24 protein-coding genes are annotated in these 25,380 nt (G+C 69.4%); 10 read left to right on the plus strand and 14 right to left on the minus strand.

From position 1 onward, the window contains the following. The first annotated feature begins 53 nt into the window (after positions 1 to 53). From nadC to DES41_RS28010, 3 genes are read left to right on the plus strand one after another with little or no spacing between them, the layout of a single operon-like run. Positions 54 to 938, plus strand: a complete 885-nt coding sequence (nadC, locus tag DES41_RS28000) for a carboxylating nicotinate-nucleotide diphosphorylase (protein WP_114470906.1) — start codon at positions 54 to 56, stop codon at positions 936 to 938. Positions 939 to 946: 8 nt separating this feature from the next. Further along, on the plus strand, positions 947 to 1,933 hold the full coding sequence (locus tag DES41_RS28005; RefSeq protein ID WP_114470907.1) for a Bug family tripartite tricarboxylate transporter substrate binding protein: 987 nt from the start codon (positions 947 to 949) through the stop codon (positions 1,931 to 1,933). 57 nt (positions 1,934 to 1,990) lie between these two features. Further along, entirely contained in the window at positions 1,991 to 3,025 is a 1,035-nt protein-coding gene (locus DES41_RS28010; RefSeq protein WP_114470908.1) for an RNA methyltransferase, read from the plus strand. A 140-nt stretch (positions 3,026 to 3,165) separates the two neighbouring features. Here the strand turns inward: DES41_RS28010 and DES41_RS28015 are convergent, their stop codons facing one another. From DES41_RS28015 to DES41_RS28040, 6 genes are all read right to left on the minus strand, one after another. After that, positions 3,166 to 4,227 carry a malate/lactate/ureidoglycolate dehydrogenase gene (locus tag DES41_RS28015; RefSeq protein ID WP_114470909.1) on the minus strand — a complete coding sequence of 354 codons (1,062 nt, stop codon included), beginning with the start codon at positions 4,225 to 4,227 and terminating at the stop codon, positions 3,166 to 3,168. Between the two features lie 112 nt (positions 4,228 to 4,339). Next, entirely contained in the window at positions 4,340 to 5,866 is a 1,527-nt protein-coding gene (locus tag DES41_RS28020) for a UxaA family hydrolase (protein WP_114470910.1), read from the minus strand. Between the two features lie 28 nt (positions 5,867 to 5,894). Further along, positions 5,895 to 7,289 carry a TRAP transporter large permease gene (locus tag DES41_RS28025; RefSeq protein WP_114470911.1) on the minus strand — a complete coding sequence of 465 codons (1,395 nt, stop codon included), beginning with the start codon at positions 7,287 to 7,289 and terminating at the stop codon, positions 5,895 to 5,897. Next, complete coding sequence (locus tag DES41_RS28030) at positions 7,283 to 7,849, minus strand: TRAP transporter small permease (protein ID WP_114470912.1); 567 nt, start codon at positions 7,847 to 7,849, stop codon at positions 7,283 to 7,285. Before DES41_RS28030 ends, DES41_RS28025 begins: the two co-directional genes overlap by 7 nt. 71 nt (positions 7,850 to 7,920) lie before the next feature. Next, positions 7,921 to 8,901, minus strand: coding sequence for a sialic acid TRAP transporter substrate-binding protein SiaP (locus DES41_RS28035; RefSeq protein WP_114470913.1), 981 nt, complete (start codon positions 8,899 to 8,901; stop codon positions 7,921 to 7,923). Positions 8,902 to 8,932: 31 nt separating this feature from the next. Then, positions 8,933 to 9,649 (minus strand): FadR/GntR family transcriptional regulator, encoded by a 717-nt coding sequence (locus tag DES41_RS28040; RefSeq protein WP_114470914.1) that lies wholly within the window; start codon positions 9,647 to 9,649, stop codon positions 8,933 to 8,935. A gap of 104 nt (positions 9,650 to 9,753) precedes the next feature. On the opposite strand from DES41_RS28040, the gene DES41_RS28045 reads away from it, so the two are divergent. From DES41_RS28045 to DES41_RS28060, 4 genes are all read left to right on the plus strand, one after another. Beyond that, positions 9,754 to 10,512, plus strand: coding sequence for an SDR family oxidoreductase (locus DES41_RS28045; protein ID WP_114470915.1), 759 nt, complete (start codon positions 9,754 to 9,756; stop codon positions 10,510 to 10,512). Then, the gene (locus DES41_RS28050) at positions 10,509 to 11,255 is read left to right on the plus strand and encodes an SDR family NAD(P)-dependent oxidoreductase (RefSeq protein ID WP_114470916.1); all 747 of its coding nucleotides are present in this window, start codon (positions 10,509 to 10,511) and stop codon (positions 11,253 to 11,255) included. Before DES41_RS28045 ends, DES41_RS28050 begins: the two co-directional genes overlap by 4 nt. Before the next feature lie 22 nt (positions 11,256 to 11,277). After that, complete coding sequence (locus DES41_RS28055) at positions 11,278 to 12,126, plus strand: fumarylacetoacetate hydrolase family protein (RefSeq protein WP_114470917.1); 849 nt, start codon at positions 11,278 to 11,280, stop codon at positions 12,124 to 12,126. A 163-nt stretch (positions 12,127 to 12,289) separates the two neighbouring features. Beyond that, positions 12,290 to 12,580 carry a hypothetical protein gene (locus DES41_RS28060; protein WP_114470918.1) on the plus strand — a complete coding sequence of 97 codons (291 nt, stop codon included), beginning with the start codon at positions 12,290 to 12,292 and terminating at the stop codon, positions 12,578 to 12,580. 10 nt (positions 12,581 to 12,590) lie between these two features. On the opposite strand, the gene DES41_RS28065 is transcribed toward DES41_RS28060, so the two are convergent. Both DES41_RS28065 and ppk2 read right to left on the minus strand, forming a co-directional pair. Continuing rightward, positions 12,591 to 13,274, minus strand: coding sequence for a glutathione S-transferase family protein (locus DES41_RS28065; RefSeq protein ID WP_114470919.1), 684 nt, complete (start codon positions 13,272 to 13,274; stop codon positions 12,591 to 12,593). Between the two features lie 103 nt (positions 13,275 to 13,377). Next, positions 13,378 to 14,295: a polyphosphate kinase 2 gene (gene ppk2, locus DES41_RS28070; protein ID WP_114470920.1), complete on the minus strand. Its 918-nt coding sequence runs from the start codon at positions 14,293 to 14,295 to the stop codon at positions 13,378 to 13,380. A gap of 143 nt (positions 14,296 to 14,438) precedes the next feature. On the opposite strand from ppk2, the gene corA reads away from it, so the two are divergent. The 3 genes from corA (at position 14,439) to pstS (ending at position 18,366) form a co-directional block, all read left to right on the plus strand. Further along, positions 14,439 to 15,413, plus strand: coding sequence for a magnesium/cobalt transporter CorA (gene corA, locus DES41_RS28075; RefSeq protein WP_114470921.1), 975 nt, complete (start codon positions 14,439 to 14,441; stop codon positions 15,411 to 15,413). 152 nt (positions 15,414 to 15,565) lie between these two features. Further along, positions 15,566 to 17,269 carry a Na/Pi cotransporter family protein gene (locus DES41_RS28080; protein WP_114471142.1) on the plus strand — a complete coding sequence of 568 codons (1,704 nt, stop codon included), beginning with the start codon at positions 15,566 to 15,568 and terminating at the stop codon, positions 17,267 to 17,269. Positions 17,270 to 17,277: 8 nt separating this feature from the next. Next, the gene (pstS, locus tag DES41_RS28085; protein ID WP_170168306.1) at positions 17,278 to 18,366 is read left to right on the plus strand and encodes a phosphate ABC transporter substrate-binding protein PstS; all 1,089 of its coding nucleotides are present in this window, start codon (positions 17,278 to 17,280) and stop codon (positions 18,364 to 18,366) included. Here pstS and DES41_RS28090 read toward each other — a convergent pair. The 6 genes from DES41_RS28090 to DES41_RS28120 all read right to left on the minus strand — a co-directional run bounded on the left by DES41_RS28090 (position 18,346) and on the right by DES41_RS28120 (position 25,377). Continuing rightward, positions 18,346 to 18,681, minus strand: coding sequence for a copper-binding protein (locus DES41_RS28090; RefSeq protein ID WP_114470923.1), 336 nt, complete (start codon positions 18,679 to 18,681; stop codon positions 18,346 to 18,348). The two genes, pstS and DES41_RS28090, sit on opposite strands and share 21 nt — an antisense overlap. Before the next feature lie 263 nt (positions 18,682 to 18,944). Beyond that, positions 18,945 to 20,318: a multicopper oxidase family protein gene (locus DES41_RS28095; RefSeq protein WP_114470924.1), complete on the minus strand. Its 1,374-nt coding sequence runs from the start codon at positions 20,316 to 20,318 to the stop codon at positions 18,945 to 18,947. A 10-nt stretch (positions 20,319 to 20,328) separates the two neighbouring features. Continuing rightward, positions 20,329 to 21,735, minus strand: a complete 1,407-nt coding sequence (locus DES41_RS28100) for a TolC family protein (protein ID WP_245965898.1) — start codon at positions 21,733 to 21,735, stop codon at positions 20,329 to 20,331. Further along, positions 21,732 to 22,061: a hypothetical protein gene (locus DES41_RS28105; protein WP_114470925.1), complete on the minus strand. Its 330-nt coding sequence runs from the start codon at positions 22,059 to 22,061 to the stop codon at positions 21,732 to 21,734. The genes DES41_RS28100 and DES41_RS28105 overlap by 4 nt, the downstream gene beginning before the upstream one ends. A gap of 786 nt (positions 22,062 to 22,847) precedes the next feature. Then, on the minus strand, positions 22,848 to 23,372 hold the full coding sequence (locus tag DES41_RS28115; protein WP_114470927.1) for an MgtC/SapB family protein: 525 nt from the start codon (positions 23,370 to 23,372) through the stop codon (positions 22,848 to 22,850). A 13-nt stretch (positions 23,373 to 23,385) separates the two neighbouring features. After that, positions 23,386 to 25,377, minus strand: coding sequence for a lytic transglycosylase domain-containing protein (locus DES41_RS28120; protein WP_114470928.1), 1,992 nt, complete (start codon positions 25,375 to 25,377; stop codon positions 23,386 to 23,388). Positions 25,378 to 25,380 lie beyond the last annotated feature (3 nt).

Below are 25,380 nucleotides of genomic sequence, written 5' to 3' on the forward strand. Positions count from 1 at the left end.
AAATGGCGCTCCCGCATTTTTTTGCGCCATTAATACTCAGGTTGAGCAATACCATGGACACCTCTTCCACCGCCCGCCAGGCCGCGCCGGCGCTGCCGCTGTCCCCGCTGCCCCAGGTGATGCTGGAGCCGCTGGTGCGTGCCGCGCTGCTGGAGGACCTCGGCCGTGCGGGCGACATCACCAGCAACGCCGTGGTGCCGCAAGAGGCGCGCAGCCGGCTGACGCTGGTGGCGCGCCAGGCAGGTGTGCTGGCCGGGCTGGACCTCGCACGGCTGGCCTTCTCGCTCTGCGACCCGGCCATCGCCTGGCAGCCGCTGCTGGCCGACGGCGCGCGGCTGGTGCCGGGCAGCGCGATCGCGCAGATCGAAGGCCCGGCGCGCGCCATCCTGACGGCCGAGCGCACGGCGCTCAACTTCCTGGGCCATCTGTCGGGCGTGGCCAGCGCCACGGCGCGCATCGCCGACGCCATCGCCCACACCCGCGCGCGCGTGACCTGCACGCGCAAGACGCTGCCCGGCCTGCGCGCGCTGCAGAAGTACGCGGTGCGCGTGGGCGGCGGCAGCAACCACCGCTTCGGCCTGGACGACGCGGTGCTGATCAAGGACAACCACATCGCCATCGCCGGCAGCCTGCGCACGGCCGTGGAGCGCGCGCGCGCCGCCATCGGCCACATGGTGCAGATCGAGCTGGAGGTCGACACGCTGGGGCAGCTGCGCGAGGCGCTGGACTTGCAGGTGCCGATCGTGCTGCTCGACAACATGGACCTGCCCACGCTGCGCGAGGCGGTGCGCCTGACGGCCGGCCGGGCCGTGCTCGAAGCCTCCGGCCGCGTGACCGTGGAGACGGCGCCCGGCATCGCCGAGACCGGCGTGGACCAGATCGCCGTGGGCTGGATCACGCACAGCGCGGCCGTGCTCGACATCGGCCTGGACGCGTGAGGCCGGCGATGCGCAGAACCCTGCTCCGCGCGGCGCTGGCCCTGGGCTGCGTCGGCCTGGCCGCCCATGCTGGGGCCGTCGAGCCCGCGCCCTACCCGAGCCGCACCATCACCATCGTCGTGACCTTCGCGCCTGGCGGCGGCACCGACCTGCTCGCACGCAAGCTCGCGCCCGTGCTGCAGCAGGCGCTGGGCCAGCCCGTGGTGGTGGAGAACCGCCCCGGCGCCAGCGGCAACATCGGTGCGAGCCACGTGGCCAAGGCTGCGCCGGACGGCCACACGCTGCTGATGGTCAACAGCTCCTTCGCGATCAACCCGGGCGTCTATGGCCCGCTGGACTTCTCGCCCGCGCGCGACTTCACGGCCGTGTTCAACGTGGGCTTCGTGCCCTCGGTTCTGGTGGTGCCGCCGGCCTCACCGCTGCGCAACCTGGCCGACCTGCTGCAGGCCGCCAGGCCACCGGCGCCGCCCGCGTTGTTCGCCTCCTGCGGCGCCGGCACGCCGCAGCACCTGGCCGGCGAGATGCTGCAGCTGGCCGCGCCCGTGCGCATGTCCCAGGTGCCCTACAAGGGCTGCGGCCCGGCGTTGGCGGATGTGCTGTCGGGCCAGGTGGGCCTGGGCATCGTGACGGCCAGCAGCGCCGCGCCGCTGCTCGCGGCCGGCAAGCTGCGCGCGCTGGCGGTGACCTCGCCACAGCGCACGGCGCAGCTGCCCGGCGTGCCGACCGTGGCGGAGCAGGGTTTGCCGGGATACGAACTCGACCAATGGCACGGCCTGCTGGCGCCAGCTGGTACGCCGGCGGCCGTTGTGCAGCGGCTGAACCAGGTGCTGGTGCAGGGCCTGGCCGACGCCGAGTTGCAGGCCCAGCTGCGCGGCCTGGGCTACACGCTCACGCAGGGCGCGGACGGAACGCCGCAGGCCTTCGGCGCGCTCGTGGCGCGGGATCTGCGGCGCTTCGGCACGGTCACGGCGCAGCTGGGGCTGCGGCTGGACTGAGGTCGGCCAGCGCGAGCCGGCGACAATCCGTGCCCCGCCACCGCCGCCCGCGCGAAGATGATCCTCACCGAACTCCGCCAACGCCTGCGTGCGCTGGGCGCGCTGCCGCTGCACGAGGGCAGGGTGCTGCGCCAATGGGCCCAAGGCCGCCCGCTGATCGACGGCGCACGGCGCTGGCACGACGACTTCTTTCCGCAGCGTGTGCGTGAAGACCTGCCGCAACTGACGCGCGACTTGGCCGCGCTGGCCACGCTGAAGTCGCGCCACCCCGCACAAGACGGTTCGGCCCGCCTGCTGGTCGGCTTGCAGGACGGCCAGTCCATTGAGAGCGTGCTGTTGCCACGCGATGGCCTGTGCGTGTCCTCGCAGGTGGGCTGTGCGGTGGGCTGCCAGTTCTGCATGACCGGTCGCGAAGGCCTGGTGCGCCAGGTCAGCAGCGCGGAAATCATCGCCCAGGTCGCGCTGGCGCGCGCGATGCGGCCGGTGAAGAAGGTCGTCTTCATGGGCATGGGGGAGCCGGCGCACAACCTCGACCAGGTGATGGAGGCCATCGAGGTGCTGGGCCTGCACGGCAACATCGGGCACAAGAACCTGGTGTTCTCCACCGTGGGCGACCCGCGGGTGTTCGAGCGGCTGCCGCAGGGCCCGGTGAAGCCGGCGCTGGCCCTGTCGCTGCACACCAGCAAGCGCGCGCTGCGCGAGCAGCTGCTGCCGCGCGCGCCGAAGCTCGCGCCGGAAGAACTCGTGGACGCGGGCGAACGCTATGCGCGGGCGACCGGGTACCCGATCCAGTACCAGTGGACGCTGCTGGACGGCGTGAACGACGGCGAGGACGAGATCGACGGCATCGTGCGCCTGCTCAAGGGCAAGTACGCGCTGCTGAACATGATCCCGTACAACACCATCCCGGGCCTCGCGTTCCGGCGGCCGGACTGGGACAAGGCCAAGGCCATCGCCCGCACGCTGCACCAGCGCGGCGTGCTGACCAAGCTGCGCGACTCGGCTGGCCAGGACATCGATGGCGGCTGCGGCCAGCTGCGGGCGCGGGCGGAGAGGCCGGTGCGCCTCGTGCCGCGGGCCGCGGCGGGCTGACGGGGCGCGCTGCCGGCCACCACTGCAGGCGTTTCGCGCGCTCCTCGCGCGGCATCTGCAGCGCTTCGGAGCGTCGGCCTTGTTCGGGCCCCGGTGGGATGGCGCCGGCTTCGGCGCTGGCGCTCGGTGCGAAGGGGCCTTCAGTCCGCCACCGCGCAACCCACCTTGCGCCCCGCCTCGACGATCTCGGCCCAGGTCTGGTCGTCCACGACGATGCCAGCGGTGCCCCGCGCCACGCGCGCCGCGCGTTCGGGCTCGCCCGCGATGCGCACCTTTTCGTGCCCCTGGCCCGCAGGCCCCTGGCGCAGCCAGTCGACAAACGCCAGGGCCTCCTGCTCGAAGCTCTGCTGCGTGCCCAGCTTCGCCGGGTCGATCAGCACCGTGAGCATGCCGTTGAGCACCACGCGCGACTGGTCTGCCGGCCGGTGCCAGGTGCCGCCGCCCGACAGCGCGCCGCCGAGCAGCTCGCAGGCCACGGCCATGCCGTAGCCCTTGTGTTCGCCGAAGGTCATGAGCGCGCCGAACAGGCCGTTGCTCTGCGGCACCACCACCACGCCGGGGTCGGTGGTGGGGCGGCCGAGTTCGTCGATCAGCGTGCCCTCGGGCACGCGCTCGCCCTTGTTGTGGGCCACGCGCATCTTGCCCTGGGCCTGGCGGCTGGTGGCGAAGTCCAGCACGAAGGGCTCCTGGCCCTTGAGCGGCACGCCGATGCAGCAGGGGTTGGTGCCGAAGCGCCCGTCGCCGCCGCCGAACGGCGCGACCACGGGCCGCGACAGCACGTTCACAAAGTGCATGGAGACCAGGCCCTCGGCCACCGCCATCTCGGCGAAGTGGCCGATGCGGCCCAGGTGGTGGCTGTTGCCCACCGTCATGATGCAGCTGCCGTGTTGCCGGGCGCGCGCGATGCCCATCTGCATGGCCTCTTCGCCGACGACCTGGCCGTAGCCGCGCTGGCCGTCCAGCGCGAGCATGGTGCCGATGTCCACGGTGGCTTTGGCACCGGTGTTGGGCTTCAGGCCGCCTTCGAGCACGGCGTCGACATAGCGCGGCACCATGCCCACGCCGTGCGAGTCGTGGCCGGAGAGGTTTGCCATGACGAGGTTGGATGCAACCGTCTGCGCCTCTGCTGCGCTGCTGCCGGCAGCCTGGATGACCTGGGCGACCTGCGCGGTCAGCGTATCGGGAGAAATGGTTTTGCTCATAGGGGTTCCAGGGATATGCGGCCGCCGCCGGGCCGCCCCAAGGCGGCCGCGCCTCCCCCTCGGGGGGTGGAGTTACACGACCGCAGGGAGTGAAAAGCCGGGGAGCTCATGTTCACATGACCGCGCCGACCTGCCAGGGCACGAACTCGCTCTGGCCGTAACCGTGCTTCTCGCTCTTGCTCTGCTGGCCCGAGGCCGTGGCCAATACCAGTTCGAAGATGCGCTGGCCCATCTCCTGGATGCTGGCCTTGCCGTCGACGATCTCGCCGCAGTTGATGTCCATGTCTTCCTCCTGGCGCTGCCACAGCGCGCTGTTGGTCGCGAGCTTCAAGGAGGGCGAGGGCGCACAGCCGTAGGCCGAGCCGCGGCCGGTGGTGAAGCAGATCATGTTGGCGCCGCCGGCCACCTGGCCGGTCGCGCTGACGGGGTCGTAGCCCGGCGTGTCCATGTAGACGAAGCCGTGCGCCGTGACGGGCTCCGCATATTCGTAGACGGCCTCCAGGTTGCTGGTGCCGCCCTTGGCCACGGCCCCAAGCGACTTCTCCAGGATGGTGGTCAGCCCGCCGGCCTTGTTGCCGGGTGAGGGGTTGTTGTTCATCTCGCCTTCGTTGATCTCGGTGTAGCGCTCCCACCAGTGGATGCGCTCGACGAGCTTCTCGCCGACCTCGCGGCGCACGGCGCGGCGGGTCAGCAGGTGCTCGGCACCGTAGACCTCGGGCGTCTCGCTGAGGATGGCCGTGCCGCCGTGCGCGACGAGGATGTCCACCGCCGCGCCCAGCGCCGGATTGGCGCTGATGCCTGAATAGCCGTCCGAGCCGCCGCACTGCAGGCCGATCGTGATGTGGGCCGCGCTGCAGGGCTCGCGGCGCACGGCATTGGCGCGCGGCAGCATCTCGTTGATCAGCGCGATGCCCTTCTCCACGGTCTTGCGCGTGCCGCCCGTGTCCTGGATGTTGAAGGTGCGGAAGTTCTCGCCCTCGGCCAGGTGGCCGGTGGCCAGCCAGGCGTTGATCTGGTTGGCCTCGCAGCCCAGGCCCACCACCAGCACGCCGGCGAAGTTGGGGTGCGTGGCGTAGCCGGTCAGCGTGCGCTCGAGGATCTGCATGCCCATGCCCTGCGTGTCCATGCCGCAGCCGGTGCCGTGCGTGAGCGCCACCACGCCGTCCACGTGTGGGAAGGCGGCCAGCGCCTGCGGGTTCGTCTGGCGCGAGAAGTGGTCGGCGATCGCGCGCGCGGCCGTGGCCGAGCAGTTCACGCTGGTCAGCACGCCGATGTAGTTGCGCGTGGCCACGCGGCCGTCGGCGCGCTGGATGCCCATGAAGGTCGCCTCGCGCTGCGCGGGCGCGGGCTTCACGTCGGCGCCGAAGGCGTAGTCGCGCGCGAAGTCCCCCTTGTCGGGGCCCATGTCCAGGTTCTGCGTGTGCACGTGCTCGCCCTGGGCGATGGGCCGGCTCGCGAAGCCGATGATCTGGTTGTAGCGGCGCACCGGGGCGCCCTGGGCGATGGCATGGGCAGCCACCTTGTGGCCTGCCGGGATCAGGCCGCGCACGGCGAAGCCTTCGACAGTGGTGCCGCCGACCAGCTGGCTGCGCGCGATCACCACGTCATCAGAGGGGTGCAAGCGAATGAAGGGGGTCATCGTGGGGCCTCTCGGGGCGTGTCAGGAATCAGAAGAACATTTTCGGCAACCACAGCACCAGTTGCGGCACATAGGTGATCACCGCCAGGCTCAGCAGCAGCGGCACCAGCCAAGGCAGGATGGCCATGGTGGTGCGTTCGAAGCTGAGCCCCGCCACCCGCGCCAGCACGAACAGCACCAGCCCCATGGGCGGGTGCAGCAGGCCGATCATGAGGTTCAGCACCATCACCAGGCCGAAGTGCACCGGGTCGATGCCCAGTTGCAGCGCGATGGGCAGCAGGATGGGGACGAGGATGGTGATGGCTGCCGTGGGTTCGAGGAAGCAGCCGACGAACAGCATCAGCAGGTTGGCCAGCAGAAGGAAGACCCAGGCCTCCTTGGTGAAGCCCAGCACCCACGTGGCGATGTCGGTGGTGACGCCGGTGGCCGTCAGCATCCAGCCGAAGATGGATGCGGCCGCGACGATGAACAGCACGGTGGAGGTGGTCTCGATGGTCTCCAGGCAGACCTTGAGGAACATCTTCCACTTCAGCGTGCGGTACCAGACGAAGCCCAGGATCATGGCCCACAGGCAGGCGGCGATGGCGCCCTCGGTGGGCGTGAACAGGCCGGTGCTCATGCCGCCGATCAGCAGCACGGGCGTCATGATGGGCAGCAGCGCCTCGAACTTGAAGAGCTTGTCGAGGACGAACAGCGAGGCCAGGCCCGCGAACACGGTGGGCTGCGCCGGCAGATCGAGCTTGGCGACCACCAGCCACAGCAGCAGCGGCCAGCCGACCACCACGGCCAGTTCCGTCAGCGCCTTGATCAGCCGCGGAGCCGAGAACTTCATGTCGCGGCCCCAGCCGTTCTTGTGCGCGTAGTAGGTGACCGTCAGCATCATGAGGATGGTCATCAACAGGCCCGGCATCAGGCCCGCGAGGAACAGCGCGCCGATGGACACGTTGCCCATCATCCCGTAGATCACGAAGGGCAGGCTGGGCGGGATGATGGGCCCCAGCGTGGCCGAGGCAGCCGTCACGCCGACCGCGAACTCGGTGCTGTAGCCATGCTCCTGCATGGCCTTGATCTCGATGGTTCCGAGGCCCGCGGCGTCGGCAATCGCCGTGCCGCTCATGCCGGCGAACACCACCGAGCCGACGATGTTCACGTGGCCCAGGCCACCCTTGAGCCAGCCCACCAGCGCCAGCGCGAAGTTGTAGATGCGCGTGGTGATGCCGGCGTTGTTCATCAGGTTGCCGGCCAGGATGAAGAAGGGCACGGCCAGCAGCGGAAAGCTGTCGATGCCGCTGACCATGCGGTGCACCACCACGAAGGGCGGCAGGTTGCCCGAGATGAGGATGTAGACCAGCGAGGCGCCGGCCATGGCGATGGCCACCGGGATGCCGCCGGCCATGAAGAGCAGGAACAGGATCTTCAGCATGTCTGGTTGTCTTCGATCGTGGATTCGGGGCGCTCGAGCACGCTGTAGCCGCGCGCCCAGTGGATGCGCGCAACCTGCAGCGAGCGCCAGGCCATGGCGGCGAAGCCGATGCAGCACATGGCGTAGACGATGTTCATGGGCGCGTCGACCACGGTCATGCGCGTGTTGCTGCCGATCTTCTCCATCATCTGTACCGTCATCACCGCGGCAGCGACGAAGAAGGCGATGCGCACCACGTCGACCACGCGCGAAAGCCAGCGGCCCATGGCGGCCGGCATGTGCCGGTAGAAGAAGTCGACCTGGATGTGGTTGTTCTTGCGCACGCCGATGGCCGCGCCGATGAACACCACGCCGATCAGCATGTAGCGCGCGACCTCTTCGGTCCACGCGGCGGAGTCGTTCAGCACATAGCGCGTGACGAACTGGTAGAGCACGGTGGCGCCCAGCAACCAGAACAGCGCGAGCGCCACCCAGCCTTCGGCGATGGTGCCGGACAGGTCCACTTCCTCGTCCTCGGCGTGGAAGTGCCCATCGTCATCGATGATTTTTTGTTCGGACATGGTGTCTCCATGGGCGTGTCGGCCCGTCTCCCTCAGGCCCTCTCCCGTGGCGGGAGAGGGGCCGGCGCGGCTCACTTGATGGCGGTGATGCGGTCGTAGTCCTGCTGGCGGTAGCCGTGGTCGGTGGGCTTGGTGTTCTTGAGCACGGCGGCCCGGAAGGCTTCCTTGTCGACCGTGATCACGTTGTTGCCCTTCTTCTTGAACTCCTCGACCAGGCGCGCCTCGGAGGCGATGATTTCGCGGCCGGTCTTCTCGGCGGCTTCCATCATCACGTCGCCGAAGATCTTCTTCTCGTCTGCGCTGAGCTTGGCCCACAGGCTGCCCGAGACCACGGTCAGCAGCGAGTCGACGATGTGGCCGGTCAGCGAGATGTTCTTTTGCACCTCGTAGAACTTCTTGGCCTCGATGGTGGGCAGCGGGTTCTCCTGCGCGTCGACGGTGTTGTTCTGCAGGGCCAGGTAGACCTCGGCGAAGGCGATCGGCGTGGCGTTGGCACCCAGCGCGCGCGGGAACGCCAGGTAGGCCGGCGCATCGGGCACGCGGATCTTCAGGCCCTTCATGTCCTCGGGCTTGCTGACGGGCTTGGCCGCGCTGCTGGTCACGTGGCGCGCACCGTAGTAGCTGAGCGCGGTGATGTGGTTGCCGGTCTTGTCGTCGTAGCCCTTGGCGAGTTCCTTGAACACGTCGCTGGTGGCGTACTTCAGCTGGTGCTCGGCGTCGCGGAAGATGAACGGGAAGTAGCTGATCGACAGCGGCGTGTAGCTGCGCCCCGCGAAGCTCGCGCCGGTCAGCACGATGTCCACGGTGCCGAGGGTCAGGCCCTGGTTGATGTCGGCCTCCTTGCCCAGCGTGGAGGCGGGGAACACCGTGATCTCGTACTTGCCGTTGGTGCGTTTCTTGATTTCCTCGCCGGCCCAGACCGAGTACTTGTGGAAGGGCTCGGACGTCTCGTAGACGTGCGCCCACTTGAGCTTGGTCTGGGCGCTCGCCAGGCCCGTGGCGGCCAGCAGGCTGGCCAGGGCCACTGTTTTCAGGATGTGTCGCTTGTGCATGGCAGTGTCTCCTCGTTGGATGGGGAACGGTTCAGGTCGCGGGAAGATCCTTGGCGCGGCGCCAGCTGGCAGAGAACCGCTGGTGCGATTTGTCCATGTGGGTGTGCATGGCGGCGCGCGCGGCGGCTTCGTCGCGCGCGGTGATGGCCTCGCGGATGGCTTCGTGCTCGGCGATCGCCATGCGCCAGGACGGCACGGTTTCGAAGTAGCCGCCCAGCCGCGTGAAGATGGGGCCGCGGCGCGAATCCCAGAAGCCCTGCACGGTCTCGCTGAGCACCTGGTTGTCGCACGCTTCGACGATGGCCAGGTGGAAGGCGCGGTCGCCTTCCAGCGGCATGCGCTTTTGGTCGGCCAGCTCGCGCATGGTGTCGATGGCGCGGGCCATGGCGTCCAGGTGCGTGCGCTTGCGCTGTTGCGCGGCGATGGCGGCGGTCTCGCCCTCGACCACGCGGCGCGCGCGGATCAGCTCCAGCGGGCCCCACTCGGTCTCGGCCACAGGGGCCGCGGCGCGGCGCTCGCGCTCCAGCACATACACGCCCGAGCCGGTGCGCACCTCGACCCAGCCCTCCACCTCCAGCGCGATCAGCGCCTCGCGCACGGAGGGGCGGCTCACGCCGAGCTGCTGCGCCAGGTCGCGTTCGGCCGGCAGGCGCGCACCGACGCCGAACTCGCCGCGCGCGATGAGGTCGCGCAGCTGGTCCGCGATCTGGCGGTACAGGCGTTGCGGGGCGATGAACTGCAGCGGCACGGGTTAGGGCTTGTACTGAATTGGCCAAGTGGTCTGACCAATTGATAATTCCACAGCTTCCGGATGGCACCCATCCGGCGAAACCCTGAACACGAGGAGACGCGATGCGATTGCAGGGCAAGAGAGTGCTGGTGACTGCGGCCGGCCAGGGCATCGGCCGCGCGGCCGTCGAGGCGCTCACGCGCGAGGGCGCGGAGGTCTGGGCCACCGACGTGAACGAGGGCCTGCTCGAGCAGGCCTACGCGCGCCAGCCGCTGGTGCACACGCAGCGGCTCGACGTGCTCGACAAGGCGGCCATCCGGGCGCTGGTCGAGGGCATGCCCGGCATCGACGTGCTGTTCAACTGCGCCGGCGTGGTGCACAACGGCCCCATCCTCGATGCCACCGACGACGACCTCGACTTCGCGCTGAACCTGAACGTGCGCGCGCAGTTCTGGGCCATCCAGGCCGCGCTGCCGCGCATGCTGGCCAACGACGACGGCCAGGGTGGGCAGGGCAAGGGCAGCATCATCAACATGGCCAGCGTCTGCAGCAGCCTCAAAGGCCTGCCCAACCGCTGCGTCTACGGCACCAGCAAGGCCGCCGTGATCGGCCTGACCAAGAGCGTGGCGGCCGACTACGTGGCGCGCGGCATCCGCTGCAATGCGATCGCTCCGGGCACGGTGGACACGCCTTCGCTCGGCGAGCGCATCAACGCGCATGCCGACCCGGTGGAGGCACGCAAGGCCTTCGTGGCGCGCCAGCCCATGGGCCGGCTCGCGCAGGCGGCCGAGATCGTGCCCATCGTGACCTATCTGGCCAGCGACGAATCGGTGTTCGCCACGGGCCAGGTGTTCTCGGTCGACGGCGGCATGACGATATGAACCAGCTGGACCTCAAGGGCCGCCACGCGGTCATCACGGGCGGGGCGGTCGGCCTGGGCTACGGCATCGCGCAGCGCATGCTGGCGTCCGGCGCCACGGTCACGCTGTGGGACCGCAACGCCGAGGCGCTGGCCCAGGCCAAGGCGGCATTGGGCACCGGCGTCGACACGGTGCAGGTCGACGTGGCTGCCCACGCCAGCGTGGCGCAGGCGGCGCGCGAGACCGGCGCCGCGCATGCGGCTGTCGACATCCTCGTCAACAGCGCCGGCATCACGGGGCCCAACGTCAAACTGTGGGACTACCCGCCCGAGGCCTGGGAGCAGGTGCAGCAGGTCAATGTCAACGGCCTGTTCTTCTGCTGCCGCGAGATCGTGCCGCTCATGCGCGCGAAGAACTATGGCCGCATCGTCAACATCGCCTCGGTGGCCGGCAAGGACGGCAACCCCAACGCCAGCGCGTACAGCGCCAGCAAGGCGGCGGTGATCGGGCTGACCAAGTCGCTCGGCAAGGAGCTGGCCGACACCGGCATCCGCGTGAACTGCATCACCCCGGCTGCGGTGAAGACGCCGATCTTCGACCAGATGACGCCGGAGCACATCGCCTTCATGCTCTCCAAGATCCCCATGGGCCGCTTCGGTACAGTCGAGGAGGTGGCGGCCATGGTCGGCTGGCTCTGCACGGAGGACTGCTCCTTCACCACCGGCGCGGTGTTCGACCTGTCGGGCGGCCGTTCCACTTACTGACCCTCAAGAAGGAAAACAAGACATGAAACTCGTCCGCTACGGCAATCCCGGCAAGGAAAAGCCGGGCCTCATCGACGCCAACGGCCAGCTGCGCGACCTCTCTTCCGTGGTGCCCGACATCGGCGCGGCCCAGCTCGGCGACGCGGCCCTGGCCAAGATCCGCAAGGTCAAGACCGACAAGCTGCCGCTGGTGCGCGGCAAGCCGCGCTTCGGCAGCCCGGTGGCGCAAGTCGGCAAGTTCATCGCCATCGGCCTGAACTACGCCGACCACGCGGCCGAGTCCAACATGCCGATCCCGGCCGAGCCCGTGGTGTTCACCAAGGCCAACAGCTGCATCCAGGGCCCGAACGACCCCGTGATGCTGCCCAAGGGCTCGGTCAAGACCGACTGGGAGGTGGAGCTCGGCGTGGTCATCGGCACGCGCGCGCGCTATGTCTCGCAGAAGGATGCTCTGAACTACGTGGCCGGCTTTTGCGTCGTCAACGACGTCAGCGAACGCGCCTGGCAGCTCGAGCACGGCCTGACCTGGGACAAGGGCAAGGGCTTCGACACCTTCGGCCCGATCGGCCCCTGGCTGGTCACGCGCGACGAGATCGCCAACGTGCAAAAGCTCGGCATGTGGCTGGACGTGAACGGCCAGCGCATGCAGACCGGCAACACCAAGACCATGATCTTCAATGTGGCCAAGCTGGTCAGCTATGTGAGCCAGCTCAACACCCTGAACCCGGGCGACGTGATCACCACGGGCACGCCGCCTGGCGTGGGCATGGGCATGAAGCCGCCGGTGTTCCTGAAGAAGGGCGACGTGATCACCCTGGGCATCGAGGGCCTGGGCGAACAGCGCCAGGAAGTGGTGCCGTTCAAGCTCTGAACGCATTGCGGTGTTGAATGCAAGGGGGCGCATGGCGCCCCTTTTGCATAGCATCGCCGACTGCATCGGCCCGCAGGCGGCTGCGGTCTCGTCCTACAGGGATATCTGCCAGGGTTCTCCAGAATGCGGCGTTTTCCGAAACGCCCTCTCAGGAAGATTGCCGATGCAAGCCCAGGCACAGTGCACCGAACGACTGACGATTCCCGCCTTCGAGGAACTCGGGGGCCTGAGCTGCCTGTCGGCGGTGCAGACAGGGCCGGACCGCCTGACCGTGCAGATCGACGCGGAGAAGCCCGCCATCCGGCAGGCCGCCGCGCGCATGATGGCCGGCCAGCTCTACGCCACTTTCGGCGAGACGCCGATCAAGCTGCTGCGCTACACCGTGATGAACCAGGGCGTGCCGGGCCGGCTGGTGTTCGACGCGACCTACCGCGTGCGCCACCTGCACAGCTGAAGGCCGAAGTTCAGGGCGCGGCGCGGTAGGGCTCGTCGAAGTCCACGAAGCGGTGCTCGGCCAGCGCCGCGGCGGTCCAGCGCTGCATGGCGGGCAGGGCGCGCACGCGTTCGATGTAGGCCGTGATGGCTGCCGGCACGGGCAGGGCGAAGTTGGCCAGCCGCACGCAGACCGGCGCGTAGTAGGCGTCGGCGATGCTGAAGTCGCCGAACAGCATGGGCCCGCCATGGGCGTCCAGCAGCTCCTGCCACATGTCCACGATGCGTGCCACGTTGGCGCGCACGGCCGCCTGGTCGCGCCAGATCACGCGGCCCATCTCGGGCATGCTGGCTTCCAGGTTCATGGGGCAGTGGTTGCGCAGCGCGCTGAAGCCGGCGTGCATCTCGGCGCACACGCTGCGCGCACGGGCCCGGGCCTGAGCGTCGGCGGGCCACAGCGTCTTCTCGGGAAACTTCTCGGCCAGGTACTCGGCGATCGCCAGCGTGTCCCACACCACCAGGTCGCCATCGACGAGCAACGGCACCTGGCCCGTGGGCGCGAGCGGTTGCAGCGTCTGTTTGAACGGCGAGGTGGCGGCCAGGTCGTCGAAGGGCACCATGACCTCTTCGAACGCGATGCCAGCCTGGGACATCAGCAGCCACGGCCGCAGCGACCAGGACGAGTAGTTCTTGTTGGCGATGTAGAGCTTGAGCATGGCGGATTCCGCGGATTCAGGGGCCGGCCATGCTAACGCCGCACCGGTGCGCCATCGTTGCCGAAAACGCGCGCGACCGATGCGTGCCGCGAATCGATCGGGCTCAGTACCGGTCGGGCACGTACATCTCGGCGGGCACGGGGTGGCGGATGTAGTCCGCGTTGCGGGCGCGCTCGGGCAGCACGATGGACGGGTGCTCGACCTCTTCGTAGGGGAACTGCGTGAGCAGGTGGCTGATGCAATTCAGCCGCGCCTTCTTCTTGTCGACGGCCTGCACGAGGTGCCACGGCGCCTCGGGGATGTGGGTGCGCTCCAACATGGTTTCCTTGGCCTTGGTGTAGGCCTCCCAGCGGCGGCGGCTCTCGAAGTCCATGGGCGAGAGCTTCCACTGCTTGAGCGGGTCGTGGATGCGGCCCAGGAAGCGCAGGTGCTGCTCGTCGTCGGTGATGGAGAACCAGTACTTCACCAGCGTGATGCCCGAGCGGATCAGCATCTTCTCGAACTCGGGCACCGAGCGGAAGAACTCCTCGTACTCGGCGTCGTTGCAAAAGCCCATGACGCGCTCGACACCAGCGCGGTTGTACCAGCTGCGGTCGAACAGCACGATCTCGCCACCCGCAGGCAGGTGCGAGACATAGCGCTGGAAATACCACTGCGTCTTCTCGCGGTCGTTGGGCGCGGGCAACGCGGCCACGCGGCACACCCGGGGGTTCAGGCGCTGGGTGATGCGCTTGATCACGCCGCCTTTGCCGGCCGCGTCGCGGCCTTCGAACAGGATCACCACCTTCTTCTTGTGGAACTGCACCCAGTCCTGCAGCTTGACCAGCTCGCCCTGCAGGCGCAGCAGCTCGCGGAAATAGGTTTGGCGGCCCAGGCCGTCGCCTGCGCCTTCTTCCCCGGCGGCGTCCAGGCGGCTGTCGTCGATCTCCATCTCCAGCTCCTCGTCGTAGCTGTCCAGCAGGTCGCGTTCGATGCGCTGCATCACGCTGTCGTGGTGGTCGGGAAGAAGCTTGTCGTTCATGGTGCGGGTCCTTTGGGAACAACGATGCTAGGAACGGCCTGTGACAGCCCCGTGTCAATCCTGTCACGCGGCTGTCACCGTTCTGTCGGAACAATGCGCGAGCGCTTGTCTGCTGTATGCCGGAGAGGAACCAGGGTGTTGCGATGCTGATCAACTGCGCGGCCTACGCGGACGGCGCCAAACTGGCCGACATCCCGGTGGCCGACATCAGCGAATACCTGGAGCGGCCGGGCTGCTTCGTCTGGGTGGCGCTGGCCGATGCCACGCCCGAGGAACTCGACGAGATGGGCCAGGAATTCGGCCTGCATCCGCTTGCGCTCGAGGATGCACGCTGCGGCCACCAGCGCCCCAAGATCGAGGAGTATGGCGACTCGCTGTTCGCCGTGATGCACCTGGTCGAGCCCTCGGTCGGCCCGCGGCCGGCGCTGCACGTGGGCGAGGTCGACGTGTTCGTCGGCCGCAACTACGTGCTCTCGGTGCGCAACCGCAGCCGGCTTGGTTTCCTGGGCGTGCGCGAGCGCTGCGAACGCGAGCCCGAGCTGCTGCGCCATGGCGCCGGCTTCGTGCTCTACGCGCTGCTGGACGCCGTGGTCGACCGCTACTTTCCGGTCATCGACGCACTGGAGGTCGAGCTCGAAGGCATCGAACAGCGCATCTTCACCAAGGGCGCGGCGCGTGCCAGCATCGAGCAGCTCTACGCGCTCAAGCAGCGCGCCATCGCGCTCAAGCGTGCCGTGGCGCCGTTGCTCGAAGGCGTGGGCCGCCTGCACGGCGGCCGCGTGCCCCCGGTCTGTGCCGGCGCGCAGGACTACTTCCGCGACGTGGTGGACCACCTAGCCCGCATCAACGGCTCCATCGACGCCGTGCGCGACACGATTGCGACAGCGATCCAGGTGAACCTGTCCATGGTCGCGATCGAGGACAGCGAGGTCACCAAGCTGCTGGCGGCCTGGGCGGCGATCTTCGCGGTGTGCACGGCCTTTGCGGCCATCTGGGGCATGAATTTCGAGCACATGCCCGAGCTCAAGTGGCGTTGGGGCTACCCGGCGGGGCTGGCGCTCATGGCCGCCAGCTGCGGCCTGCTGTACTGGCGTTTTCGGCGCGCGGGCTGGTTGTAGCCTGCGGAGCGCCAGGAGAGGTTTAGCACCGCACAAGCCGCGGCGCAGGCTGTATTGCATACAGTCAAAACGTGAAGATGAAGGCGGACCGTCATGTAGACGACATGAACCGTTCGTACGCTTCCCGCTCCTATCCCTTCACCAACACACCTATGCAAGTCGATATCTTTCGAGAGATCCTCGTGCCCGTCTTCGGCGGGCTCGGGATCTTCATGCTCGGCCTCGAATTCATGTCCGACGGCATCCACAACCTGGCGGTGCACCGCATGCGCGCGCTGCTGGGCAAGATCGCCGGCACGCCCGTCAAGGGCCTGGCGGCCGGCACACTGATCACCGGTGTGCTGCAGTCGAGCACCGCGATGACGGTGATGGTGGTGGGCCTCGTCAACGCCGGGGTGGTCGGGTTGCGCCCGGCCATCAGCGTGATCATGGGCGCCAACATCGGCACCACGCTGGGCAACGGGCTGATCGCCTTGCCGCTGGGGCCGCTGGGCCTGATCACGGCGGGCATCTTCGGCCTGGTCTACGTGTTCGCCAAGAGCGCCAAGACCACCAACATCGCGCTGGCCATCGTCGGCTTCTCGCTGATCTTCTACGGCCTGAACCTGTTGACGGGCGGCCTGAAGCCGCTGCGCAACATGCCCGAGGTGATGAGCGCCATCTCCAGCCTGAACGCCTCCACGTTCGGCGGCCTGGCGGTCTGCGTGTTCACCGCCGCCGGCATCACGGCCATGATCCACTCGTCCTCGGCCACCATCGGCATCGTGATGGGCCTGGGCGCGGCCGGCATCCTCGACTGGCAGACCGCCGTGGCGTTCTCGCTGGGCGCAGACCTGGGCACCACGGTCACCTCGTGGATGGCCTCGCTGAACCTGACCAGGAACGCCAAGCGCGCGGCCTATGCGCACATCGCTTTCAACTTCCTGGGCGTGGCGGTGATGTTCCCGATGTTCTTCCTGTCCATGGACCTGCTGCAGTGGGCCATGGGCCTGTTCGGCATGAACCCGGCGCAGATGGTGCTGGCCGACGGCAAGCAGACCTACCCCATGGTGCCGGTGGCCGTGGGCATCTACTCGATCGGCTTCAACATCTTCAACACGGTGCTGATGTTCCCGTTCATCGGCGTGTTCGAGCGCGTGCTCTCGCGGGTCGGCGCCAACAGCCAGGACGAACTGGAGGACTACTCTATGCCGCGCCACCTGGACCGCAAGGCGGGCGGAGACTTCGGCGCTGGCGTGGTCTCGGTGCAGAAGGAGTTGTCGCGCTATGTCGAAGGCGCCGGCCTGCTGATGGCCGCCTCGCGCGGCGATGCCAGGGCACCGAGCGACACCGAGGCGCACTACAAGTCGCTGGACACGCTGAACCGCGAGATCCGAAGCTACACCGCGGCCATGCTGACCCCCGACCAGACCCCGGCCAAGGCCGACCTGCTGGCCAGCCTGATCGAGGAAGAAGACTTCAGTGCCAGCCTGGGCGAGGCGCTGTACCAGATCAGCCGCCGGGTCGAGCGGCAGGCCTTCTCCGACCAGGCCAGGCCGCTGGTCACCGAACTGCTGGCCCTGGTCGACGCGGCCGTGGCCAAGCGCGTGACGCGCGGCGAACTCGGTGGCAACGTGCAGGAAGACAACGCACCGCAGCTGCTGGCACTGCGCAAGCGCGCGCTGGACCTGGGGCAGCAACTCTCGTGGGAGGAACGCGGCGCTGTGCTGGCGCTGCTGGGCAGCGCCGAACGCGCCTTCTTCCTGGTCGAGCGCATCTTCTCCGAACGGCTGTCGGTCTCGCGCGACCTGGGCCGCTTCGAGGGCCGTGCCGGCAGCAGCGGCTTGCGCACGCAGAGCGTGCCGGTGGCCGGATGAGCCGCGCCATGCGTGCGATGGCGACGCGCCGCAGCGTGCTGGCCACGTTGGCATCCACGGCCTGCGCGCCCGGCCTCGCGCTGGCGCAGGACGAGTTCGAGCGCGCCGGCCTCAAGGGCGCGGGTTCCACCTTCGTCTACCCGCTGGCCGCGCGCTGGGTGCAGCAGTACCGCCACCACCTGGCCGGTGGCATCCGTTTCGCCGCGCCCAACACGGGCCTGGATGACGACATGAACGGCGTGGCGCTGGACTACGAGCCGGTCGGCTCCTCGGCCGGCATCCAGCGCCTGCAAGCCCATGCGGTGGACTTCGCGCTGAGCGAGATCCCGCTGTCCTCGGCCGAACTGCGGCGCCACCGCCTGCTGCAGTTCCCGGTGGTGCTGGGCAGCATCGCGGTGGCCGCGAACCTGCCCGGCGTGGCGCCAGGGGCGCTGCGCCTCACCGGGCCGGTGCTGGCCGACATCCAGCTGGGCAAGATCAGGCGCTGGTCCGATCCGGCCCTGCGCGCGCTGAACCCGCAGCTGCCGTTGCCGCAGGCCGAGATCCGGCTGGTGCACCGCAGCGACGGGTCGGGCAGCACCTTCACGCTGACACGCTACCTGGCCGGCCAGAGCGCCGAGTGGCGCGAACGCGTGGGCGCGGATGCACAGGTGCCATGGCCTGCCGGCACCGGCGCGCGCGGCAGTTCCGGCATGGTCGCGGCGCTGCGCGGCACGCCGCATGCGCTGGGCTACCTGGACGAGGTGCAGGCGCGCCAGGCGCAGCTGGCCACCGCGGCGCTGCAGAACGCGGCCGGCCGGTTCGTGGCACCGGGCGCAGCAGGTGCCGCAGCCGCTGCGCAAGCGGCCGCCTGGGATGCCGCGGCCGACTTCAACCAGGTGCTGGTCGGCATGCCGGGCGAGGGCACCTACCCTGTCGTGGCCGCGGTGTTCGGCCTCATGCGCGAGCGCCCTGGCACCGGGCGCGACCGGCGCACCATGGCCTTCTTCGACTGGGCGCTGGTCGAGGGCCGCGCCGCTGCCGAGCAACTGGGCTATGTGCCGCTGCCGGTCGCGGTGATCGGCAAGGTGCGCGACTCAGTCCGCAGCGCGCAGTGAAGTCACGGTGAGGGCGCCGTCGATCTCGTCCGCCGTGAACCTCACCTTGTCGCCTGGCTTGACGGTGTCCAGCATCCTCGGATCGGCCACCCGGAACACCATGGACATCGGTGGCATGTCCAGGTTCGGGATGGGGCCGTGGCGCAGCGTGAGCTTGCCTTGCGGCAGGTCCACCTTGCGGACTTCCCCTTCGACGAGCGGTGCCGCGCCGGGCTGCTGCTGAGCGCCGGAGCCGGGAGTTGGGGCAGGCTGTGCCTGCGCGGCCAGGGCAGCGCAGGCGACGGCCGCCGCGGCCAGGAGGTGTGCGAATTTCATGCGAAGCTTTCAGGCGTGGGTTGTGGTGCGTGGCGACCGGTGCGCGGGCCGGTCTTCTCGATGCGCAGGGCGTCGGATGCGGCCCCGTGGTTTCCGGTCGCATGCAGGCGGGCGCTGCGTCGGACCTTCAGCCGGCCGACCATTTCGGCCCCCAGATGCCTGCGGAGCAGGCGGCAAATGCGAACGCGCCGGCCTGGTTGAATTGCCACACGATCGCGCCACGCGCGCCCGGATTGACGTGGGCCATGCGGGCTTCCTCGGTGTCAGTGGTTGGCGTGGCCACCGCCGGAGGGCTTGCGCACGCGCATGGTGTTGCGGTCGCCCTGCGGTGCTGGCGCGCGGGCAGGCTGTTCCAGGTCGCCCTTGAATTCATAGGCGACAGTGCCGGGCGGATGGCGGTAGGGGGCAGGCTCCCGGAAGTCGCCTGGCCGCACCGCGTCGCGCACCTTGACGACGCTGAACATGCCGCCCATCTCCATCGGACCGAAGGGCCCGGTGCCGGTCATCATGGGCAGCGTGTTGTCCGGCAGCGGCATCTCCATCGCGCCCATGTCCGCCATGCCCTTGTCGCCCATGACCATGTAGTCGGGCACGAGCCGGGTGATGCGCTCGGCCACGCCCTTGTGGTCCACACCGATCATGTTGGGCACATCGTGGCCCATGGCATTCATGGTGTGGTGCGACTTGTGGCAGTGGATGGCCCAGTCGCCGGCCACCGCGTCGAACTCGAATGCGCGCATCTGGCCCACGGCGATGTCCGTGGTGACCTCGGGCCACCGCGCCGCTGGCGGCACCCAGCCGCCGTCCGTCCCCGTGACCACGAAGTGCGGCCCGTGCATGTGGATCGGGTGGTTGGTCATGGTGAGGTTGCCTACGCGCACGCGCACGCGGTCGCCGGTGCGGCACACCAGCGGGTCGATGCCGGGGAACACGCGGCTGTTCCAGGTCCACATGTTGAAGTCGGTCATCTCGGCCGTCTTCGGCGTGGCCGCGCCGGGTTCGATGTCGTAGGCGGCCAGCAGGAAGACGAAGTCGCGGTCCACCCGCATCTGCCGCTGGTCCTTGGGGTGGACGATGAACATGCCCATCATGCCCATCGCCATCTGGGTCATCTCGTCGGCATGCGGGTGGTACATGTGGGTGCCGGCGCGCAGCAGCGTGAACTCGTAGACGAAGGTCTTGCCCACCGGGATGTGCGGCTGCGTGAGGCCGCCCACGCCATCCATGCCCGAGGGCAGCAGGATGCCGTGCCAGTGCACGGTGGTGTGCTCGGGCAGCTTGTTCGTCACGAAGATGCGCACCCGGTCGCCTTCGACGGCTTCGATGGTCGGCCCCGGGCTGGCGCCGTTGTAGCCCCACAGGTTGGCCTTCATGCCGGGCGCGAATTCGCGCACCACGGGTTCGGCGACGAGGTGGAACTCCTTCACGCCGTTGTGCATGCGCCAGGGCAGGCTCCAGCCGTTGAGCGTGGCGACCGGGTTGTACGGCCGGCCCGTGTCGGGCGGGCGCGGCGGCTGCATGGTCGGCGAGGTCTGGTAGACGGCCTCCGGCAGGGAGGCGGCGCCCACGCGGCTGACCGCCGTGGCACCGAGGGCGACGGCGCCTGCCGTCCGGAAGAAGTTTCTGCGGTTTGACATGTTTGCTCTTTCAGTGGCCGGCGGACGGCGCGCCTACCGCTGTGGCAGTGGAGGCCGCGGGGACGGAGGGGCCGGCAGGGGAGAGGCCGGTCAGTGCGGTCTGCAGGTCGGTCTGCGCGACCCAGAAGTCGCGCAAGGCCTGCACGGAGCCCGTGACGCCCCGGACCTGTTCGCGCGCATCGGCCAGCAGCTCGAACACGCCGATCAGCATGCCGTTGTAGCGCAGCAGGTTCTCTTCGGAAATGCGCTTGCGCAGCGGAACCACCTCGTCGCGGTAGTGCTGCGCGAGGTCGTAGGCCGTCCGGTAGGCGGAGTAGGACTCCCGCACTTCGGAGCGCGCGTTCACGGCGACGGCGGCCAGGCGGTGCACGGCCTGCATGTAGGTCGCCTGCGCACGTGCGGACCGGGCGGAGCCGAAGTCGAACAAGGGGATGGGCAGTTCGACCGCGTAGCCGTTCTGCCGGCGCTCGCCGCTCTCGCTCTTGTTCTGGTAGCCCACCTCCAGCCCGTCGATGAAGCGCGTGGCGTTCGTCAGCCCGAGCGTGCGGGCCGTCGCCTCCGTGGCGCGCCTGGCCATCAGCACGTCCAGGCGCGTGGCGATGGCCGTCTGCTCGGCGTTGTGCGGCGTGGTCGGCTGCCCCGGCAGGGCTGGCAGGCGTTCCGGCAGCGTGTAGCCCAGCTGCTCGCCCGACAGCCCCAGCAGGCGGGTCAGGCGCTCGCGCTCGGCCACGGCCTGGTGCTGCGCGCGGGCGAGCCCGGCCGTGGCGTCGGCATGGAAGGCCTGCTCGCGCATCTGCGCCAGCTTGTTGAAGCTGCCCGCCTGCAGCATGCGCCTGGCCAGTTCATTGGAGGCATCGGCCGCCTCCTTGACCTGGCGCAGGTACTTGACTGTCTCCTGCGCGGCGACGGCGCCGAAGTAGGCACGCCGCGTGTCGGCGGCAAGGCCGACGGCCTGCGCTGCGGCCAGGTATTGCGCCTGCTCGAAGTTGCGCTGCTGCACCTGGGTCGCGGCCGGCATGGTCAGCAGGCCCAGCACGTCGAACATCACCGAGCGCTCGATCTCGGCGGCGCCGCCGCCCAGCGCCATGCGGCCGAAGCCGAACACGGGATTGCGCAGCCGGCCGGCCTGGACGAGATCCGCCTCGGCAATGCCCAGCTGGCTGAAGCTGGCCTGCAATCCGCGGTTGTTCAAGAGGGCGAGCTCGACCGCGGCCTCCGGCGTGAGGGGCTGGGCCAGGAGTTCCGCCACGCGGGCCCGGGCCTGGCCGGCGTCCTGCGCAGACCGCTGCGGCGCGATGCCCTGTCCGGCACGCTCCTTGGTGAGTTCGGACACCCGGTCCATGCCGCCGTCGGGCGAGAACGCAGCACAGCCCGCCAGCACCGATGCGGCCAGGGCCGCGGCCGTGGCACGCATCATGGCCGGCCTCCATGCATGTGCATGTGGTGGCCCGCCGGCGTAGGTGGCGGTTGGCTGGCTGCGCCCTGTGGCGGCGCAGGCATGGCGTGGGCGCCGTGCCCGCCGGCCGGGCCCGGCGCCGGGGCCACGAGCCTGTCGTTGAGCTGGCGCCAGTTGCCGGGCGGGATCTCCTGCCACGGCGTGTAGTCGGAAAAGGCCGATGCATGGCGCAGGGCCGGCGCGGGGGCGGCCGGGTCGTCGGGGCGGGCGCCCTCGGCCTGGGCGAATGCGCCCAGTGGCAGGCACAGCACCAGCACCGGTGCGGCCCGCAGGAGAAGTGTGTTCATCGTTCGGAACCATGTGAGAGAACTGGCTGCATGCCAGAGACGCCCGAGCATCCGCACAGCGGACGCACGAGCCCCATCGGGCCTCCCGCGGAGGCCTCGTGGGTCAGACGGTTCGTGGAGGGCGCTCCTGGCCGTCCGACAGGAACGTCGGGGCCGGGGCCGGGAGATCGGGGAAGGGGGCGGAGGCCCGGTCGAGGGGTGATGCGAGGCCGCCTGCCGCGCTTGGCACCGGTGGCGTTGCGCACGACGCGGAACACATGTTGCACTGGTCGGGGCCGGTCGCATGCGCGTGGTCGGCGGCCGTGTCGTCGCCGCCGTGGGGATGTCCGGCCTGCGCATGCCCGTCCCCATGGTCGCCGTGCGCCTGGCCGTCGGCATGTGCGCCGACGAGGTGCTGCACCGGCACGCTTGCTGCCGGCGGGCACGCCATGGCTGCCGCCATCGCGCCCCGGATGGGGAGCAACACGGCGAGCAGTACGAGCAGCCAGATGCGAAGCAGTTTCACAGGGTTGGAGCGACGGGAGGACCGCCGTCGATTCACGACATCACCGCCATGCTAAACCTTGCCATCGGGACAAGGTCAATGGCTGCCGTGGCATGGCGCCGCGCTCCGTGCCCCATGTGCGGCATGGCGCTGGAAGCGCGCATCGGGGCCGAGGATAAGGGGCACAGCGCCGAGCTGCGGGACACGCAGCGGCGCCCTGGGGGCTCGGTGCGGCATTACCGCACCGCTGTCCGCGCTGAAGCTCGACGCGCAAAAGGCCAGCCCAGCGGGAAGAGGCCGGGCTAACCCTCCGGTGGCGTGACGCTGTGCTGCGGCGCATCGGCCTTGCGCTCGAACAAGCGTGCGAACAGCGGCAGCGAGGCCATGATGGCCAGCGTCAGAAGGGTGGCGAGGATGGCCGTGCTCTCCTTGCCGAGCCCGGCGGCCACGCCGATGGCCGCCGTCATCCAGATGCCGGCCGCCGTGGTCAGGCCCTTGACCTGGCTTTCGGCATCGCCCTTCAGGATGGTGCCGGCGCCCAGGAAGCCGACGCCGGCGATCACGCCCTGCAGCACGCGGCTCATGTCGGCGGCGACGATGTCGAACTGCTGCGAGGCCAGCACGAACATGGCCGCGCCCATGGCCACCAGCATGTGGGTGCGAACGCCAGCTGCCTTGCCCTTGGATTCGCGCTCGATGCCGAGCAGGCCACCGAGCAGCGCCGCCAGGGCCAGGCGCAGCACGATGCGCGTGGCGTCTTCCAGGCTGCGCAGGTCGGAGAACTCCAGTGCGATGGTGTCGCCGATGCGTGCCAGGGCGTTGTCCATCGCGCGCGGTCCTTCAGGGGAGTTCGCGGCTCGGGTCGGGCGCCCCGGCGGCCAGTGGGCCCACGGAGCCCATGCGCGCCTTCAGCGACTGCGGCTGGCCCGTCAGGATGGCGGCGTAGTTGGTGGCGTTGGAGACCACCTTCTTCACGTAATCGCGCGTTTCGGTGAACGGGATGTTCTCGGCCCAGATGGCGGCCTCCAGCGTCGGGCTGCCTGCCTGGCCGCGCCACACCCGGGGCCGGCCCGGGCCGGCGTTGTAGGCCGCGGCGGCCAACGGCAGGGAGCCGGCGAAGTCGTCCAGCACGAGCTTGAGGTAGCCGGTGCCGATGGCGATGTTGGTCTCGCGCTCGTTGATCTGGCCAGGCGTGAAGTCCGCCAGGCCGATCTTGCGCGCCGTCCAGCGCGCGGTGGCCGGCATCACCTGCATGAGGCCGGAGGCGCCCACGTGCGAGCGCGCGTCCATGATGAAGCGCGACTCCTGGCGGATCAGGCCGTAGACGAAGGCCGGATCGAGGTTGATGGCGCGGCTGCGCGGCACCACCGAGTCCTGCAGCGGCATCGGGAAGCGCTGCGCGAAGTCGATGGACTGGCGCGTGCGCTCGCTGGTGTTGATGCAGCGGTCCCAGACCTCGCGCTCGCAGGCCAGCTCGGCGGCGGCCAGCAGGTCGCGCTCGGCCATGCCGCCCGGGCTGTGCAGGTTGGTGGCGTAGTTCCACTCGCGCACGCCTTCGCTGCGCAAGCCCATGCCGATGGCATAGAGCGCGCGCTGCAGACTGGGGTTGCTGCGGGCCAGGGCTTTCTCGTCCGGCGTGAGCGGCGGCGGCGGGGGCGGCACCTCGATCTTGCGGCCGAGCTCTTCGAGTGCCAGCTGCTCGTAGAAGCCGCGCACGCTGGCGATGCTCTCGTACAGCTGCAGCGCTTCGGCACGGTCTGCCTCGCTGCCGATCTTCTGCAGCGCACGGGCGCGCCAGTAGATCCAGGTCGGGTCCAGGCGGCTCTCGTCGCCCATGGCCTGGATGGTGGTGGTCAGCGCCTTCCACTGGCCTTCGCGCAGCGCGGTGCGGGCCTTCCAGGCCAGCATCTCGTCGTGCAGGTCGGTGTCGCGCTGCACCTTGCTGAAGTACTCCCACGTCGAGGGCGAGCGGCGGATCGCGGCCTGCTTGCCGATGGTGCCCCAGATCCAGTTGCGCTCCTCGGCGGTGAGCTGCACGCTCCACTTGCTGTCCAGTGCCGCAGCGGCCTGCTCGGGATCAGAGGCCGCCAGCTTGACCAGGGCCAGCGTGATGAGTTCGCGGCGCAGCTTGGAGGCGGCGAGGCTGCGCCCTGCGAGGTAGCGCACCGGGCTGTCGAGCAACTGGCCGACCTGGTCCAGCACCTCGGGCGCGACGATCTGCACGGCGTCGCGCGTGGCGCGGCCGCGGCCGGCCTCGGCCGACAGGCGCGCCTTGCGCCAGACATCCTCGGCGGGCAGGCGGCGGGTGGCGTAGAGGCGTTCGGCCGCCTGGGTGCAGCCGTCGTCGGCGTCGCGCTGCGCAAGCCACAGGCGGCGCACATCCTCGGCCACCACCTGCGAGGCGGGCTGGTTGCTGCGCAGCTGGTCGACGAGCAGGGCATAGCAGCGCACCTGGCGGTCGTCGCCCATGCGGAACTGCGGGTGTTCGGCGGCGAAGGTGCCCCAGTCTCGGCGCTGGCCCAGCAGCAGCAGCCAGTCGTTGCGCAGGCGGTCTTCCTGGTAGCTGCCGGCGTAGCGGGCGCTGAAGGCCTGCATGTCGGCGCTCGTGAAGTCCTCCAGCCGGCTGCGGGCTTCCCAGTAGGCCGCCCAGGGTTCCAGCACATGGCCGCGCACCTGCGGCAGCAGGCCGGCCAGGCGCGCCTTGTCGCCGCGCCGGGCGGCCTGCTGCATGTCCAGGATGAGCTGGTCAGCGCTGGTCTGGGCCGTGCTTGGCAGGGCCGCGCCCAGGCCGGCCATGAGAACGATCGATGTCAGAATGGCCCGTACTTGCATGGG

Source organism: Pseudorhodoferax soli (genome assembly GCF_003337555.1).
Lineage (GTDB): Bacteria > Pseudomonadota > Gammaproteobacteria > Burkholderiales > Burkholderiaceae_C > Pseudorhodoferax > Pseudorhodoferax soli.